Origin of the sequence: Pseudomonas sp. A014 (genome assembly GCF_052378495.1) — a bacterium.
Classification (GTDB): domain Bacteria; phylum Pseudomonadota; class Gammaproteobacteria; order Pseudomonadales; family Pseudomonadaceae; genus Aquipseudomonas; species Aquipseudomonas machongensis.
Genome location: NZ_CP199001.1, coordinates 412,797 through 429,697 on the forward strand (window position 1 = coordinate 412,797; position 16,901 = coordinate 429,697).

15 protein-coding genes are annotated in these 16,901 nt (G+C 64.1%); 10 read left to right on the forward strand and 5 right to left on the reverse strand.

The genetic code is table 11. From position 1 onward, the window contains the following. Window positions 1-65: 65 nt before the first annotated feature. The 4 genes from rarD to ACTYOL_RS01950 form a co-directional block, all read right to left on the reverse strand. The gene (gene rarD, locus ACTYOL_RS01935) at window positions 66-950 is read right to left on the reverse strand and encodes an EamA family transporter RarD (RefSeq protein WP_444757469.1); all 885 of its coding nucleotides are present in this window, start codon (window positions 948-950) and stop codon (window positions 66-68) included. Window positions 951-1,013: 63 nt separating this feature from the next. Continuing rightward, window positions 1,014-1,988: a serine/threonine protein kinase gene (locus tag ACTYOL_RS01940; RefSeq protein WP_444757470.1), complete on the reverse strand. Its 975-nt coding sequence runs from the start codon at window positions 1,986-1,988 to the stop codon at window positions 1,014-1,016. 219 nt (window positions 1,989-2,207) lie between these two features. Beyond that, window positions 2,208-2,972 (reverse strand): TOBE domain-containing protein, encoded by a 765-nt coding sequence (locus ACTYOL_RS01945; RefSeq protein ID WP_153772416.1) that lies wholly within the window; start codon window positions 2,970-2,972, stop codon window positions 2,208-2,210. Window positions 2,973-3,027: 55 nt separating this feature from the next. After that, window positions 3,028-3,765, reverse strand: coding sequence for a double zinc ribbon domain-containing protein (locus ACTYOL_RS01950; RefSeq protein ID WP_444757471.1), 738 nt, complete (start codon window positions 3,763-3,765; stop codon window positions 3,028-3,030). Between the two features lie 88 nt (window positions 3,766-3,853). On the opposite strand from ACTYOL_RS01950, the gene bioB reads away from it, so the two are divergent. From bioB to ACTYOL_RS01995, 9 genes are all read left to right on the forward strand, one after another. Then, a complete protein-coding gene (bioB, locus tag ACTYOL_RS01955; protein ID WP_153772414.1) occupies window positions 3,854-4,912 on the forward strand; it encodes a biotin synthase BioB in 1,059 nt (352 codons plus the stop codon). 2 nt (window positions 4,913-4,914) lie between these two features. Then, window positions 4,915-6,087 carry an 8-amino-7-oxononanoate synthase gene (gene bioF, locus ACTYOL_RS01960; RefSeq protein WP_444757472.1) on the forward strand — a complete coding sequence of 391 codons (1,173 nt, stop codon included), beginning with the start codon at window positions 4,915-4,917 and terminating at the stop codon, window positions 6,085-6,087. Continuing rightward, window positions 6,080-6,811 carry an alpha/beta fold hydrolase gene (locus ACTYOL_RS01965; RefSeq protein WP_444757473.1) on the forward strand — a complete coding sequence of 244 codons (732 nt, stop codon included), beginning with the start codon at window positions 6,080-6,082 and terminating at the stop codon, window positions 6,809-6,811. The genes bioF and ACTYOL_RS01965 overlap by 8 nt, the downstream gene beginning before the upstream one ends. Further along, complete coding sequence (gene bioC, locus ACTYOL_RS01970) at window positions 6,804-7,622, forward strand: malonyl-ACP O-methyltransferase BioC (RefSeq protein WP_323452637.1); 819 nt, start codon at window positions 6,804-6,806, stop codon at window positions 7,620-7,622. The genes ACTYOL_RS01965 and bioC overlap by 8 nt, the downstream gene beginning before the upstream one ends. A gap of 1 nt (window position 7,623) precedes the next feature. After that, window positions 7,624-8,304 carry a dethiobiotin synthase gene (bioD, locus tag ACTYOL_RS01975; RefSeq protein ID WP_444757474.1) on the forward strand — a complete coding sequence of 227 codons (681 nt, stop codon included), beginning with the start codon at window positions 7,624-7,626 and terminating at the stop codon, window positions 8,302-8,304. Window positions 8,305-8,446: 142 nt separating this feature from the next. Beyond that, window positions 8,447-8,743: a hypothetical protein gene (locus ACTYOL_RS01980; protein WP_063542348.1), complete on the forward strand. Its 297-nt coding sequence runs from the start codon at window positions 8,447-8,449 to the stop codon at window positions 8,741-8,743. A 292-nt stretch (window positions 8,744-9,035) separates the two neighbouring features. After that, window positions 9,036-10,841: a phenylacyl-CoA dehydrogenase gene (locus ACTYOL_RS01985; protein WP_054892191.1), complete on the forward strand. Its 1,806-nt coding sequence runs from the start codon at window positions 9,036-9,038 to the stop codon at window positions 10,839-10,841. Between the two features lie 202 nt (window positions 10,842-11,043). Next, window positions 11,044-12,327, forward strand: coding sequence for a GGDEF domain-containing protein (locus ACTYOL_RS01990; RefSeq protein WP_153772409.1), 1,284 nt, complete (start codon window positions 11,044-11,046; stop codon window positions 12,325-12,327). A gap of 123 nt (window positions 12,328-12,450) precedes the next feature. Next, the gene (locus ACTYOL_RS01995) at window positions 12,451-14,220 is read left to right on the forward strand and encodes an acyl-CoA dehydrogenase C-terminal domain-containing protein (RefSeq protein ID WP_063542352.1); all 1,770 of its coding nucleotides are present in this window, start codon (window positions 12,451-12,453) and stop codon (window positions 14,218-14,220) included. Window positions 14,221-14,485: 265 nt separating this feature from the next. Here the strand turns inward: ACTYOL_RS01995 and ACTYOL_RS02000 are convergent, their stop codons facing one another. Next, window positions 14,486-15,412 (reverse strand): LysR family transcriptional regulator, encoded by a 927-nt coding sequence (locus tag ACTYOL_RS02000; RefSeq protein WP_153772408.1) that lies wholly within the window; start codon window positions 15,410-15,412, stop codon window positions 14,486-14,488. Between the two features lie 209 nt (window positions 15,413-15,621). Here ACTYOL_RS02000 and ACTYOL_RS02005 point away from each other — a divergent pair, with 209 nt between their 5' ends. Further along, window positions 15,622-16,899, forward strand: coding sequence for an aminotransferase class III-fold pyridoxal phosphate-dependent enzyme (locus tag ACTYOL_RS02005; protein WP_200602879.1), 1,278 nt, complete (start codon window positions 15,622-15,624; stop codon window positions 16,897-16,899). Window positions 16,900-16,901 lie beyond the last annotated feature (2 nt).

Sequence of the window (16,901 nt, forward strand, 5' to 3'; positions counted from 1 at the left end):
AACCTCTGGAGACCTTGCTGCAGGCCACGTGATCCGTGGCCTGCATGGATTTGGTCGTTTTTTGATCAGGCGCGTTTGCGCAGGCTCAGCCAGGCGTCGACGCTGTAGATCGCCAGGCCCGCCCAGATGAACATGAAGGCGATCAGGGTACTCGAGGACAGGTGCTCGTCGAACAGCAGCACCGCCTGCAGCAGCACCAGGGTCGGCGCCAGGTATTGCAGGAAGCCCAGGGTGGTGTAGGGCAGGTGGCGCGCGGCGGCGTTGAAGCACACCAGCGGCACCAGCGTGACCGGTCCCGCAGCCATCAACCACAACGCTTCGCTGCTGCTGAAGAATGCTAGGTTGGCGCTGTCGGCTTGCGGGTGCAGCAGCCAGCCCAGTGCCAACGGCACCAGCATCCAGGTCTCCACCACCAATCCCGGCAGCGCCGCCACCGGCGCCTGCTTGCGGATCAGGCCATAGAAACCGAACGACAGCGCCAGCCCCAGCGACACCCAGGGCAGGCCACCGACCTGCCACACCTGTTGCGCCACCCCCGCTGCGGCCAACCCGACCGCCAGCCATTGCAGGCGGCGCAGGCGTTCGCCCAGCAGGAGCATGCCCAGCAGCACGTTGACCAATGGGTTGATGTAGTAACCCAGGCTGGCCTCGAGCATGCGCCCGTTGTTCACGGCCCACACGTAGGTCAGCCAGTTGCCTGCGATCAGTGCGCCGCTCAGCGCCAGTATCGCCAGGCGCCGCGGGTTGTCGCGCAGCTCGCGCCACCAGCCTGGGTGTTTCCATACCAGCAGCAGGAGCGAACCGAACAGTGCCGACCACAGTACCCGGTGGACGATGATCTCCACCGCCGGGACGCTCTGGATGGCTTTGAAGTAGAGGGGGAACAGCCCCCAGATGATGTAGGCGCTGAGGCCCAGGATGTACCCGCGCTGCGGGTTTGCGGCGTGCATGCAGATTCCTTGCTTTGGCAGCTGATATCGCGGCGCCTATTGTAGACAGCTGGCGCCTTGCAACTAGAACAATTTGAGTGGTGCTTCATCCAGCGCCGCCATCTGCTCGCGCAGGGCCAGGATCTGGTCGCCCCAGTAGCGTGGCTGGCCGAACCAGGGGAAGCTGCGCGGGAACGCGGGGTCGTCCCAGCGCCGTGCCAGCCAGGCGCTGTGATGCAACTGGCGCAGGGCGCGCAGCGGCTCGATCAGCGCCAGTTGGCGCGGGTCGAAATCGTGGAACTCGTTGTATCCGTCGATCAGTTCGGCCAACTGCGTCAGGCGCTCTTCGCGGCTGCCGGCCAGCATCATCCACAGGTCCTGCACTGCCGGCCCCATGCGGCAGTCGTCGAGATCGACGACGTGGTAGACGTCGTCGCGGTGCATCAGGTTGCCAGCGTGACAGTCGCCATGCAGGCGGATCGCCTCGAAGGGCGTGCGTTGGTAGATATCCTCGACCCGCTTGAGCAGGTCGCGGGCCACGGATTCGAACGCCGGCAGCAACTCGCGCGGGACGAAATCGCCGTCGAGCAGGGTCTTGAGCGAGGCATGGCCAAAGTTGTCCACAGCCAGCGTTTCGCGATGCTCAAAGGGGCGCGTGGCGCCGACGGCATGCAGGCGTCCGAGCAATTGCCCGAGGCGATACAACTGATCGAGGTTGCCAGGTTCGGGCGCATGGCCGCCGCGGCGGGGGAACAAGGTGAAGCGAAAGCCCTGGTGCTCGAACAGGCTGCGACCTTCATGCTGAAGCGGGGCGACGACCGGCACCTCGTGCTCGGCGAGTTCGAAGCTGAAGCTGTGTTCCTCGAGGATGGCTGTATCGCTCCAGCGCCCGGGGCGGTAGAACTTGGCGATCAGCGGTTGTTCACCTTCGATGCCCACCTGATAGACGCGGTTCTCATAACTGTTGAGCGCCAGCACCCGGGCATCGCTGAGAAAGCCCAGGCTTTCGACGGCGTCCAGGACCAGGTCGGGGGTGAGGGTATCGAAGGGGTGGGACATGGGAGCTCCGGCAGGGGAATGCATGCGCGGCATGGTAACGCATTCCATGGCGGCTTCAGGTGCCAACGCTCCCAGCATTCGTGTGGGAGCGGGCTCGTCCCGCGATCGGGCGCGAAGCGGCCGTAAACCAGCCACTACAATGCTTCAGGCCCATCACGTCGCCTGCCAGGTAGCCGCTTCGGGTGATCGCGGTGCGAGCCCGCTCCAACGCATTGCGCGCTACACCGGCACCCCCAGCAGCACGAACGAAGGATGAAACTGCGCTCGCACCTTGCTGCCTGCCGCGACTGCCTGGTGCTGCAGCCATTGCGGTTCGGCAAAGGCGCACAGCGTCTGTCCGTTCTCCAGCGCCAGCCGCATTTCACTGCTGCCGCCTTCATTGGCCAGTACTTCTTCCACCTGGGCGTGCAGGCAATTGCTCTCGGCGTCCGGCTGATCACCGTCAGCCAGCACTTTCACCCATCCGGCCTTGAGCAGGGCCACCACCGTGCTTCCCAGGGCCAGCTCCAGCCGTTCGGTACTGTCCGGTGTGATCAGCGCATCGATTTCCAGCCCGCTGCCCAGTGCCAGGCTGACCCTGTCGTAACGCCCCTCGCGGCGCAGCCCGCTGATCTGCCCGCGCAACTGATTGCGAGCGCTGGTGCGCAGCATCAGGCGGCCGAGCAGGTCGAGGTCGCTGTGTTCTTCGGTGGATTCGAGGATTTCGCTCTGCAACGCCTGGATGCGCTGATACAGGCGCAAGACCCTTGCGCCCTCCGTCGACAGCTTGGCACCGCCACCGCCACGCCCGCCGGCACTGCGCTCGACCAACGGCTGCGCTGCGAGGTTGTTGAGCTCGTCGATGGCATCCCAGGCGCTCTTGTAGCTGATCCCGGCCGCCTTGGCGGCGCGGGTGATCGAGCCTTGTTCAGCGATGTGCTGCAGCAGGGCGATGCGCTGCGGACGACGGAAGATGTGCTGGGCAAGCAGGGCGGGCAAGGACATTGGGCAGGTTACCGGCGGTGTGATGCGGCGAAAGTGCCTTCGAGACCGAGTCTAGTCAACCCTGCCCAGGCCTGGGCGTGCGTGCCAGGCAGTACACATCGACCCGGCGCGCCCCGGCCTTGCGCAGCAGGCTCGCCAGCGCGCGGGCAGTGGCACCGGTGGTCAGCACGTCGTCGACCAGGGCCACATGGCGCCCGTCGAGCGTGGCGTGCGGTGCGACGGTGAAGGCCTGGCGCAAGTTGCGCCAGCGCGCTTTGGCGTCGAGAGTCTGCTGCGCCGCGGTGTCACGTGGGCGCAGCAGCACGCGCTCGTCGCAGGGGATGTGCAACTGGCTCGATAGCCAGCGTGCGAGCATGGCGGCCTGGTTGAAGCCGCGTTGGCGCAGTCGACGTGCAGCCAGTGGCACGGGCAACAGTTGGTCGGGTTTTGTCAGGCCTTCGTCATAGCGGTGCTGCAGGGCTTGTGCCAGCAGATCTGCCAGCAACCGCCCCAGCGGCCACTGGCTGCGGTGCTTGAAGCGGCTGATCACAGCGTCCAGCGGATACCCGTAATGCCACGGCGCAATGACCCGTTCGAACGGCGGTGGCCTGCGGCTGCACTGCCCACAGGTCAACGCCCGCATCGCCAGGGGCAGCGCACAGCGCGTGCACTGGTCGTCGAGCCACGGCAACTCATGCTCGCAGGCCGGACACAAGGGATATGCCTGTTGCGCAGGCTCATCGCAAAGCAAACAGATTTGTTCAATATTTAGCCAGTTGTAAACCAGTGTTTTTATGTTTGGTTGACAGTGCATGGGCCTTCCCTGACTATGCGAGCTATCCGTGAAGCGCTGCGGGCTTTCCTGTCCCGGCGCCTGTCAGAGCCTAGATAAGGAAACGCCGATGAGCGCCAGCACAAATGCAACAACACGTCACGACTGGTCCCTGGCCGAGGTCAGGGCGCTGTTCGAGCAGCCATTCAACGACCTGTTGTTCCAGGCGCAGACCGTGCATCGCGCGCACTTCGACCCGAACCGCGTGCAGGTCTCGACGCTGCTGTCGATCAAGACCGGTGCCTGCCCCGAAGATTGCAAATATTGTCCGCAGTCCGGCCACTACAACACCGGGCTGGAAAAACAGAAGTTGATGGAAGTGCAGAAGGTGCTGGAAGAGGCTGCCCGGGCCAAGGCCATCGGCTCGACTCGCTTCTGCATGGGCGCCGCGTGGAAGCATCCCTCCGCCAAGGATATGCCCTACGTGCTGGAGATGGTCAAAGGGGTCAAGGCCATGGGCCTGGAAACCTGCATGACCCTCGGCAAGCTCGATCAGGACCAGACCCAGGCACTCGCCCAGGCGGGTCTGGACTACTACAACCACAACCTCGATACCTCGCCGGACTTCTACACCAGCATCATCACCACCCGCACCTACAGCGAGCGCCTGCAGACCCTTGCCTACGTACGTGATGCCGGGATGAAGATCTGCTCCGGCGGCATTCTCGGCATGGGCGAGTCGCTGGACGACCGCGCAGGCCTGCTGATCCAGCTCGCCAACCTGCCCGAGCACCCGGAGTCGGTGCCGATCAACATGCTGGTGAAGGTTGCCGGTACGCCGCTGGCCAACGCAGAAGACGTCGATCCGTTCGATTTCATCCGCATGCTCGCTGTCGCGCGGATCCTCATGCCCAAGTCGCACGTGCGCCTGTCTGCTGGTCGTGAACAGATGAACGAGCAGATGCAGGCCCTGGCCTTCATGGCTGGCGCCAACTCGATCTTCTACGGCGAGAAACTGCTGACCACCGCCAACCCGCAGGCAGACAAGGACATGCAGCTGTTCGCGCGTCTGGGCATCAAGCCCGAAGAGCGTGAGGAGCACGCCGACGAAGTGCACCAGGCGGCCATCGAGCAGGCGCTGGTCGAGCAGCGCAGCAGCGAGATGTTCTACGACGCCGCTTCGGTCTGATCATGGCCTTCGATCTGGCGGCGCGCCTGGCCGAACGGCGCGCCGCGGACCTGTATCGGCGCCGCCCCCTGTTGCAGAGCCCGCAAGGCCCGGAGGTGGTGGTCGATGGGCAGCGTCTGCTGGCGTTCTGCAGCAACGATTATCTCGGGCTGGCCAATCACCCGGAAGTGACCGCCGCCTGGCGTGCCGGTGCCGAGCGCTGGGGTGTCGGTGGCGGTGCCTCGCACCTGGTGGTCGGCCACAGTACTGCGCACCACGAGGTCGAAGAGGCCATCGCCGAGTTGACCGGACGCCCGCGTGCGCTGCTGTTCACCACCGGCTACATGGCCAACCTCGGCGCCATCACCGCGCTGGTGGGGCAGGGCGATACGGTGTTGCAGGATCGTCTCAACCATGCCTCGTTGCTCGACGGCGGGCTGCTCAGCGGCGCCCGCTTCAGCCGCTACCTGCACAACGATCCGGCCAGCCTGGCGAGTCGCCTGGATAAAGCGGTCGGTGACACGCTGGTAGTCACCGATGGCGTGTTCAGCATGGACGGTGATCTTGCCGACCTGCCTGCCCTGGCGACGGTGGTGCGTCCACACGGCGCCTGGCTGATGGTCGACGATGCCCATGGTTTCGGCACGCTGGGCACCAATGGTGGCGGTATCGTCGAGCACTTCGGGTTGGGCATCGATCAGGTGCCGGTGCTGATCGGCACGCTCGGCAAGGCCTGCGGTACTGCCGGCGCGTTCGTCGCGGGCAGCGATGACCTGATCGAGGCGCTGGTGCAGTTCGCCCGTCCTTATATCTACACCACCAGTCAGCCGCCGGCACTGGCCTGTGCAACGCTGAAAAGCCTGCAACTGCTGCGTGACGAACGCTGGCGGCGCGAGCACCTTGGCGCGTTGATCCGCCAGTTCCGCCAGGGCGCGCAGCAGATCGGCCTGGCGTTGATGGACAGCCCGACCGCGATCCAGCCGATCCTGGTCGGCGATGCGGCGCGGGCATTGACGCTGTCGAAGATGCTGCGCGCGCGGGGTCTGCTGGTCACCGCGATCCGCCCACCAACCGTACCGGTCGGCAGTGCGCGCCTGCGCGTAACCTTGAGCGCCGCGCACAGCGAGGCGCAGGTCCAGCTATTGTTGAATGCATTGGCCGAGTGTCATGCACAGCTGGAGTCCGCCGATGCGTAACCGACTGATCCTCTTGCCCGGCTGGGGGCTGGGCACCGCTTCACTGGAACCCCTGGCTGCCAGCCTGCGGGCGCAGGATCCACGCCTGCAGGTCGATCTGGCAGCGTTGCCGGAGCTGCCTGATGCTGACGTCCAGGCCTGGGTCGATCACCTCGACCGCAAGCTGCCGACGGATGTCTGGCTGGGTGGCTGGTCGTTGGGCGGCATGCTTGCCAGCGCCTTGGCGCACAAGCGTGGCGACCATTGCTGTGGCCTGCTGACGCTGGCCAGCAATCCGAGTTTCGTGGCCCGCCACGACTGGCCCCACGGCATGGCCGAACACACTTTCGGCACCTTCCTTGATGGTTGTCGCAGCCACACGCAGGTCACCCTCAAGCGATTTCGCACGCTGTGCAGCGAGGGTGCGCAGCAACCCCGCACCTTGCTGCGCCAGCTCGGCGTGGGCGTGCCGGACACCGATCCCTTGTACCTGGCCACCGGCTTGCAAGTGTTGGCCAAGCTGGATACCCGCCAGGCGCTCGAGCAGTACGGCGGCCCACAGTTGCACCTGTTCGCCGGCAGCGATGCACTGGTGCCGGCGGATGCGGCCAAGGCGCTCAGCGAGCTGCTGCCGGATGTTGAAGTCGGCCTGGTCGAAGAGAGTTCCCACGCGTTCCTGCTGGAGTACCCACAGGAGCTGGCGGCGGGTATCAAGAGTTTCTTGCATGAGAGTGGTGATGACTGATCTTTCCCGCCCGATCCTGCCCGGCGCCCTGCCGGACAAGCGCCAGGTGGCGGCCTCGTTCTCTCGCGCGGCGGCCAGCTATGACAGCGTCGCTGCCCTGCAGCGCGCGGTGGGTGACGCTTTGCTCGCGCGCTTGCCGGCGTCGATGGCGCCGACCCGCTGGCTCGACCTGGGCAGCGGCACTGGCCATTTCAGTCGCGCCCTGGCTGCGCGCTTCGAGGCTGCCCATGGCGTGGCGGTGGATATCGCCGAAGGCATGTTGAGCCATGCCCGCGAGCAGGGTGGGGCGCATCATCATGTGGCCGGTGATGCCGAGCGCCTGCCGCTGCGCGATGGCGCCTTCGACCTGGTGTTCTCCAGCCTGGCAGTGCAATGGTGCGACCAGTTCTCCAGCGTGCTGGCCGAGGCCCGGCGCGTGTTGCGACCGGGCGGAGTGCTGGCGTTCAGCAGCCTGTGTGTCGGCACGCTGGAGGAGTTGCGTGCCAGCTGGCAGGCAGTGGATGGGCTGGTGCATGTCAATCGTTTCCGGGGTTTCGAGGATTACCAGCGCCTGTGCGCCGACAGCGGCCTGACCCTGCTCGGGCTGGAGCGCCTGCCCCACGTACTGCACTACCCGGATGTGCGCAGCCTGACCCACGAACTCAAGGCGCTGGGTGCGCACAACCTGAATCCCGGGCGCCCGTCGGGCCTGACCGGGCGTGCACGCATGCAGGGGCTGCTGCAGGCCTATGAGCAGTTCCGTGACGACCAAGGTCTGCCTGCCACCTATCAGGTGGTCTATGGGGTGTTGCGTAGAGGCGAAGAGGAGTGACATGAGCCAGGCCTATTTCATCGCCGGTACCGACACCGATGTCGGCAAGACCACCATCGCCGCCGGGCTGTTGCGTGCAGCACATAACCTTGGGCGTAGCACGCTGGCTGCCAAGCCTGTGGCGTCCGGATGCACGGTCAGCCCCAAGGGGCTGCGCAACAGTGATGCGCTGGCGCTGATCGACGAAAGCTCGATCAAGCTGCCCTATGAGCAGGTCAATCCCTTCGCCTTCGAACCGGCCATCGCCCCGCATGTGGCCGCGCGCGAAGCCGGCGTGGCACTGAGCGTGCCGACACTGCGTGACGCCATGCAGCAAGTACTGGCGCACGGCGCCGACTTCACCCTGATCGAGGGGGCGGGTGGCTGGCGGGTGCCGTTGTCCGATCATGCCAACCTGTCCGACCTGGCGGTTGCCTTGAAGCTTCCGGTGATCCTGGTGGTGGGGGTGCGCCTGGGTTGCATCAACCATGCGCTGCTCAGTGCCGAGGCCATCGCCCGCGATGGCCTGCAACTGGCGGGCTGGGTGGCCAATGTCGTCGATCCACGCACTGCGCGGCTTGAAGAAAACCTGGCAAGCCTCGCCGAGCGCCTGCCGGCACCATGCCTGGGGCGGGTGCCGTGGCTGAAGTCTGCCGGAGCCGAGGCGGTTGCCGGTTATCTGGACCTGGACTTGCTTGACTGACCGATTGGTGGACATCCGGTTACGAAAAATGCCCTGATTCTATTAGCTGGCACTGGGCTATTAAGGATTTAAACGGGTAATTTTCCTTGCGGGCTGTTTTAATTGAGCCCTCTTCCCTCACCCAGTCTTGTGGAGTCCTGATATGGAAATCACCGGCAGCTCTGCTTTCTACGCAGGCCTCGGCGCCATCCAGAACGGGCAGAACCGCGTCGACCAGGCCGCCAGCCAGATCGCCAGCAATGGCGTCGAGCGCGCAGGCGCCAGCCAGTCCACCAGCTATCAGGCCGAGCGCCTGCGTGGTGTAGACCGCAGCCAACAGCAAGACTTGGCCACCAGTACCGTGCAGCTCGCCCTGGGCAAGCACGAAGTCGAACTCGGCGTGAAAGTCGCCAAGGCCTCCGACGAAATGCTCGGTCGGTTCATCGATACCTACGCCTGACTGCATAACCGTCGGCCAAGTCCCTGTGGGAGCGGGTTTACCCGCGAATCAACCAAGCCACGCAAGTGTGCCTGGTTTGTTCGCGGGTAAACCCGCTCCCACAGGCGCATGGGGCCGATGAATCGAGCGCTGGCAGAAACGCCATCGTTCGCGACCGAATTGGCACTATCGTCCCTTCTTGACATTGCCCTGAGCTAAACGTAAGTTTCAAACAACTGTTTGACCGAAAGCCGCCAAGAGCTGGTCGGTACCCGCGGTCTCCCCAACGAACTCAGCCCAGAGGTTCATCGCCATGCCTGAATACAAAGCCCCCTTGCGTGATATTCGCTTCGTCCGTGACGAGCTGCTCGGCTATGAAGCGCACTATCAGAGCCTGCCGGGTTGCCAGGATGCTACACCGGACATGGTCGATGCGATCCTCGAGGAAGGTGCCAAGTTCTGTGAGCAGGTGCTGGCCCCGCTGAACCGTGTCGGCGACCTGGAAGGCTGCACCTGGAGCGAGTCGGGCGTGAAGACCCCGACCGGCTTCAAGGAAGCCTACAAGCAGTTCGTCGAAGGCGGCTGGCCGAGCCTGGCCCATGACGTCGAGCACGGCGGCCAAGGCCTGCCAGAGTCGCTGGGCCTGACCCTGAGCGAGATGGTCGGCGAGTCGAACTGGTCCTGGGGCATGTACCCAGGCCTGTCCCACGGCGCGATGAACACCATCTCCGAGCACGGGACCCCCGAGCAACAGGAAACCTACCTGACCAAGCTGGTGTCCGGCGAATGGACCGGCACCATGTGCCTGACCGAGCCGCACTGCGGCACCGACCTGGGCATGCTGCGCACCAAGGCCGAGCCGCAGGCCGATGGCAGCTACAAGGTATCCGGCACCAAGATCTTCATCTCGGCCGGTGAACACGACATGGCCGATAACATCGTCCACATCGTGCTGGCGCGCCTGCCCGATGCCCCAGCCGGCACCAAGGGCATCTCGCTGTTCATCGTGCCCAAGTTCCTGCCGAACGCCGAAGGCGGTGTAGGCGAGCGCAACGGCGTGAGCTGCGGTTCCCTCGAGCACAAGATGGGCATCCACGGTAACGCCACCTGCGTGATGAACTTCGACGCGGCCACCGGCTACCTGATCGGCCCGGCCAACAAGGGCCTGAACTGCATGTTCACCTTCATGAACACCGCGCGCCTGGGGACAGCACTGCAAGGCCTGGCTCACGCCGAAGTGGCCTTCCAGGGTGGCCTGAAATATGCCCGCGATCGTCTGCAGATGCGCTCCCTGACCGGCCCGAAAGCACCGGACAAGGCCGCTGACCCGATCATCGTCCACCCGGACGTTCGCCGCATGCTGCTGACCATGAAAGCCTTCGCCGAAGGCAATCGCGCAATGGTCTACTTCACTGCCAAGCAGGTGGACATCGTCAAGTACAGCCAGGACGAGGAGGAGCGCAAGAAGGCCGATGCACTGCTGGCTTTCCTGACCCCGATCGCCAAGGCATTCATGACCGAAGTCGGTTTCGAGGCCGCCAACCATGGCGTGCAGATCTACGGTGGCCACGGTTTCATTGCCGAGTGGGGCATGGAGCAGAACGTGCGCGACAGCCGCATCTCGATGCTGTACGAAGGCACCACCGGCATCCAGGCTCTCGACCTGTTGGGCCGCAAGGTGCTGATGACCCAGGGCGAGGCGCTCAAGGGCTTCACCAAGATCGTCCACAAGTTCTGCCAAGGTCAGGAAGGCAACGAAGCCACCAAGGAATTCGTCGAGCCGCTGGCTGCGCTGAACAAGGAGTGGGGCGAGCTGACCATGAAGATCGGCATGGCCGCCATGAAAGACCGTGAGGAAGTCGGTGCCGCGTCCGTGGACTACCTGATGTACTCCGGCTACGCGTGCCTGGCCTACTTCTGGGCTGACATCGCCCGCCTGGCTGCCGAGAAGCTGGCGGCCGGCACCGCTGAAGAGGCGTTCTACACTGCCAAGCTGCAGACCGCGCGCTTCTACTTCCAGCGCATCCTGCCGCGTACTCGCACGCACGTGGCGGCCATCCTGTCGGGTGCCAACAACCTGATGGCGATGAAAGAAGAAGACTTCGGTCTGTCGATCTGACCCCCGACGCTGTACGGAAAAACGCCTGCCATTATCGGCAGGCGTTTTTTTTGCCTGCTCTCGTTGCATCCGGTAACGAGAAAACCTCAAGACTCGCCCCCCGCCTGCCGTTAAACCCTTCGTTGTATTCATCTATTCATGTGCGCTGCCGATGAAGTAAGGGCACAATGCCATTATTGATCTGCCGGGTCGGAGATTACCCTTGTTTCGTCTATCCGCTGTTCGCGCCAGCCACTTTCTGCCTTCGATCCTGCTGCTGGTGTCGGGGCTTGCGGCGGCGTATGTCAGGGACCTGAGCGTGTTTTTCACGTCCCTGTTCAACGTATTACCTACCCTGGTGCTGCTGCTCGGCGGTGCCTACTGTGCGGTGTACCGCCGCCAGCGTGAACTGTTCCTGATGGTCACGGTGTACATCGCCTACTTCCTGCTCGATACCCAGACCGATTACTACCGCGATCACGGCAAGGTCCGCGAAGACGCTGCAGTGGTGTTCCACCTCGTGTGCCTGCTGCTGCCAGCACTGTTCGGGCTGTTCGGCGCCTGGCAGGAACGCACCCACCTGGCCCAGGACATGCTTGCCCGCTTCGCCGTGCTGTTCGCGGTTGGCAGCGTGACCCTGGCGCTGGAGCAGAGTTACCCACAGACGTTGCTGACGTGGCTGGCAGAGATCCGCTGGCCGTCGCTGCATGGGCAGTGGATGAGCCTGATCCAGTTGGCCTACCCGTTGTTCCTGGGCGTATTCATCCTGCTGGTGGTGCAGTACCTGCGCGAGCCCCGGCCGTTGCACGCCGCGCAGATCACCGGCCTGGTGGGGATCTTCTGGATGCTGCCGCAGACGTTCATCCTGCCCTTCACCCTGAACATCATGTGCAGCCAGGTGATGCTGATGATCGCCGCAGCCGTCTCCCACGAGGCGTACCAGATGGCGTTTCGCGACGAACTGACCGGCCTTCCTGGCCGCCGCGCGCTGAACGAACGCATGCAGCGCCTGGGCCGCAGTTATGTGATCGCCATGACCGACGTGGATCACTTCAAGAAATTCAACGATACCCATGGCCACGATGTCGGCGACCAAGTGTTGCGCCTGGTCGCCAGCCGCCTGTCGAAGGTGACCGGGGGCGGGCGCGCCTATCGCTATGGCGGTGAGGAGTTCGCCCTGGTATTCGCCGGGCAGACCGCCGAAGAATGCCTGCCGCACCTGGAAGCGGTGCGCGAGATGATCGCTAACTATGCCATCCAGTTGCGCGATCAGAACAGCCGCCCACAGGATGATTCCACCGGGCGCCAGCGCCGTGCAGGTTCGGCGGGCAACACGGTGTCGGTGACTATCAGCATCGGCGTCGCCGAGCGCCTACCGGAGCACCGCAACCCGGAAGAAGTGCTCAAATCCGCTGACCAGGCGCTCTATAGCGCCAAGGCTGCGGGTCGTAACTGCGTCATGCAGCAGGGGCAAACTGCACGGCGCGGGGCAGTTCGCATGGCGTGACTATAGTTGACTATATGGTCGCGTGATGACCCTATGTCTCGTAAAAGTTGTTCGGTTACACTGCTTCCAACCCAGTGTGCGGCCCATGGCGGCCGCCCCCGACTCTGCTAGCGAGAGGTTGTCATGGCCGACTATAAAGCGCCCCTGCGCGATATGCGCTTCGTACTCAATGAAGTCTTCAAGGTTGCCGATCTCTGGTCCCAGTTGCCGGGGCTGGCTGAGGTTGTCGACGCCGAAACTGCCCTGGCCGTGCTGGAAGAGGCAGGCAAGGTCACCAGCAAGAGCATTGCGCCCCTGAGCCGCGCCGCTGATGAAGAAGGCTGCCACTGGGACAATGGCGCGGTCCGCACCCCGGCCGGGTTCATCGAGGCTTACCAGACCTACGCCGAAGGCGGCTGGGTCGGTGTCGGCGGGGATCCGCTGTTTGGTGGCATGGGCATGCCCAAGGCCATCTCGGCCCAGGTCGAGGAAATGGTCAACGCTTCGAGCCTGTCGTTCGGGCTGTATCCGATGCTCACCGCAGGTGCCTGCCTGTCGATCAACGCCCACGCCAGCGAAGCGTTGAAGGAAAAGTATCTGCCGAACATGTACGCCGGCGTCTGGGCCGGCTCCATGTGCCTGACCGAGCCCCATGCCGGCACCGACCTGGGCATCATCCGCACCAAGGCCGAGCCGCAGGCCGACGGCAGCTACAAGGTCAGCGGCACCAAGATCTTCATCACCGGTGGCGAGCACGACCTGACCGAAAACATCATCCACCTGGTGCTGGCCAAGCTGCCGGACGCGCCGGCTGGTCCGAAAGGCATCTCGCTGTTCCTGGTGCCCAAGTTCCTGGTCAACGACGATGGCAGCCTGGGGGCGCGCAACCCGGCCACCTGTGGCTCGATCGAACACAAGATGGGCATCCAGGCTTCGGCCACCTGCGTGATGAACTTCGACGAGGCAATCGGCTATATCGTCGGGGAGCCGAACAAAGGCCTGGCGGCGATGTTCACCATGATGAACTACGAGCGCCTGGGTGTCGGTATCCAGGGCCTGGCGTCGGCCGAGCGCTCCTACCAGAATGCCGTCGAATACGCCCGCGACCGCTTGCAGAGCCGTGCACCGACGGGCCCGCAAGCCAAGGACAAGGTCGCCGACCCGATCATCGTCCACCCCGACGTGCGCCGCATGCTGCTCACCATGAAAGCGCTGATCGAAGGCGGTCGGGCGTTTTCCACCTATGTCGCGATGCAACTGGACAGCGCCAAGTTCAGCGAAGACGCCGCTACCCGTAAACGCAGCGAGGAACTGGTGGCCTTGCTGACGCCGGTGGCAAAGGCGTTCCTCACCGACCTCGGCCTGGAGTGCACCGTACATGGCCAGCAGGTGTTCGGTGGACACGGCTACATTCGCGAATGGGGCCAGGAGCAGTTGGTGCGCGATGTGCGCATCACGCAGATCTACGAGGGAACCAATGGCATCCAGGCCCTGGACCTGATGGGGCGCAAGGTGGTGGCCAGCGGCGGCGCGTACTACCGTCTGTTCGCTGACGAGATCCGTCAGTTCCTCGGCGCTGCCGACGACGAGTTCACGCGGCCGCTGGGCGCTGCGCTGGATCAGCTCGACGGCTTGACCGAGTGGGTGCTGGAGCAGGCGAAAGGCAACCCCAACGAAATTGGTGCCGCCTCGGTCGAGTACCTGCATGCGTTCGGTTACGTGGCCTATGGCTACATGTGGGCACTGATGGCTCGTGCTGCGCAGGTTGGCGAGGGCGACGAGGCCTTCTATGGTGCGAAGCTTGGGACGGCGCGCTTCTACTTCGCCCGCCTGCTGCCAAGGCTGGATTCGTTGGTGGCATCGGTGAAGGCGGGCAGCGAGTCGTTGTACCTGCTGGATGCCGCGCAATTCTGATCGAGGGGCCGGGGTTTTCGAGTGCAAACAGGACGTTCTGAAAACCTCGGCCTTGTAAGCTTTTTCCTACATTACGTGGTGACTTTTCTCCTCTTTCCTAAGATTGGATCCACGGTTAATCTTTCTTACATGGACGGAGCGCAGGAAGCGCAAAGGACAGAACAGGGACACGTAGGATTTCCCGCCAGGATGGTGGGACGATAAGGATGTCAGGGAAACAGTCTGGAGAGCCCCGCCTCGGCGGGGTTTTCTTTGTCTGGCGTTTTTATGCGCCGCGCCCATCCAGTGTCTGCACGCCAGCCTGGCGGGCATCGCTCTCCTCCTCAAGCAGGGTGCGCAGCAACTCCACCGATGCCTGCTGGCGCTGGGCATCGCGAAACACCAGGCCCACCTTGAGCGGGACCCGCGGCTCGCTCAGGGGTTTCCACAGCAGTGCCTGATCGTCTTCGGCCGCTTCCTTGGCCCGCCCCGGAAGGATGGTCGCCAGGGCGGTATTGGCCAGGCTGTCGAGAATCCCCCCCATGTTGTTCATCTCTGCCTGCACCTGCGGCCTGCGCCCGAGGTTGGCCAGTTGGGCCTTCCAGATCTGCCGGATCTGAAATTCCTCCCCCAGCATCAGCAGCGGCAGTTCGGCGGCTTGTCTGATCGAGACCTTCTTGAAGTCTTTCAACTGATGCGTATTGGGGATGACAAGCTGCAGTTCATCTTCGTACAACAACAGCCCGTGCAGCCCTGGCTGACGTGGCGGCAGGTAGCTGATGCCGATATCCAGGCTGCCATTGAGTAGCCGCCGCTCGATTTCCAGCCCTGACAGTTCGTAGATCTGCACGACCAGGTGTGGCTGGGCCTTGCGCAGTTTCTCCAGCAGCCGCGGCACCAGGCTCGGGCGTACGGTCTGCAGCACACCGATGGCCAAGGTACGCAAGGACTGGCCCTTGAACCCCTGCATGGCTTCCTGGGCGCGCTGCAGCCCGTCGAGCAGGGGCAATGCATGGTTGTAGAGGGTGTGCGCGGCGAGGGTTGGCAGCAGGCGTTTGTTGCTGCGCTCGAACAGGTTCAGGTCAAGGCTGTGCTCAAGCTGGCGGATCTGTTGCGACAGTGCCGGTTGCGACAGTGACAGACGCTCTGCAGCCCGCCCCACATGGCCTTCTTCATAGACCGCGACGAAATAACGCAGTTGGCGAAAATCCATAAGAAATACTTATCGAAAAAGCTGAAAAAACGAAATGGCCGCGAAGCGCCGGTACGCCTAGTCTATCGCCGTATTCCGGAGGGCTGAAGCGATCCGCCCGGTTCATTGTTGCCCCGGATGAGAAACACTTTTGATAGGCAAGGCAAAATATCCGACCTCAGGCGAAGACCGGGGCGCCTTGCCGTCCCCGTGATTGCCCTGGAGTCATCATGAACCTGTTCAAGCTGCGTCGTTCGGCTGCGGCCGTTGCCGGGCCCGTGCAGAGCCCGACGCATGAGGCGCAGCCCTCGCAGATGTCCCGCGAGTGGCTGATGCCTGGCCGCGAGCGCGCACCTCAGGTGTTCGTGCGGGGCCAGGGTTCGTGGTTGTGGGATGACCAGGGGCATGCGTACCTGGACTTCACCCAGGGCTGCGCGGTCAACAGCCTCGGGCACAGCCCTGAAGTGCTGGCCAGGGCCCTCGGCAGCCAGGCCCAGGCCCTGATCAATCCGGGCGCGGGCTTTCACAGCTCGGCGCTGCTGGCGTTGGCCGGGCGCTTGTGCCAAAGCACCGGCAGCGACCAGGCGTACCTGCTCAATAGTGGCGCCGAGGCTTGCGAGGGCGCAATCAAGCTTGCGCGCAAATGGGGCCAGCTGCATCGCGGCGGCGCCTATCACATCATCACGGCCAGCCAGGCCTGCCATGGCCGCAGCCTTGGCGCGCTGTCGGCGTCCGACCCGCTGCCGTGCAACCGCTGTGAACCGGGATTGCCAGGCTTCAGCAAGGTGCCGTTCAACGACCTGGCCGCGCTGCATGCCGAGGTCGACTCGCGCACCGTGGCGATCATGCTCGAGCCGATCCAGGGCGAAGCCGGCGTGATTCCGGCAACACGTGAATACCTGCAGGGGGTCGAAAAGCTCTGCCGCGAGCTGGGCATCCTGTTGATTCTCGACGAAGTACAGACCGGTATCGGCCGTTGTGGCGCGCTGCTGGCCGAACAGATCTATGGCGTGCGTGCTGACATCCTCACCTTGGGCAAGGGCCTGGGCGGTGGGGTGCCGCTGGCGGCCCTGCTGGCCCGCGGTACGGCCTGCTGCGCCGCGCCGGGCGAGCTGGAGGGCAGCCACCACGGCAACGCCCTGATGAGCGCGGCGGGCCTGGCGGTGCTGGATACCGTGCTGGCGCCGGGTTTTCTCGAGAAGGTGCAGGACAGCGGCCGGCACCTGCGCGAGGGTCTTAGCCGTCTGGCGGGGCGCTACGGGCAGGGCGAGGTGCGGGGCCAGGGGTTGTTATGGGCGTTGCAGTTGCGTGAAGCGCTGGCCCAGGAACTGGTCGAGGCAGCTCTGCACGAAGGCCTGCTGCTCAATGCCCCGCAAGCGGATGTGGTGCGCTTCTCGCCGGCGCTGACCGTTAGCCGGGGCAATATCGACGAAATGCTGCAGCGGTTATCCCGTGCCTTCGCCCGCTTGCATTCCCACCAACAGGTTCGCCGCGAAGCGACGGCCTGACC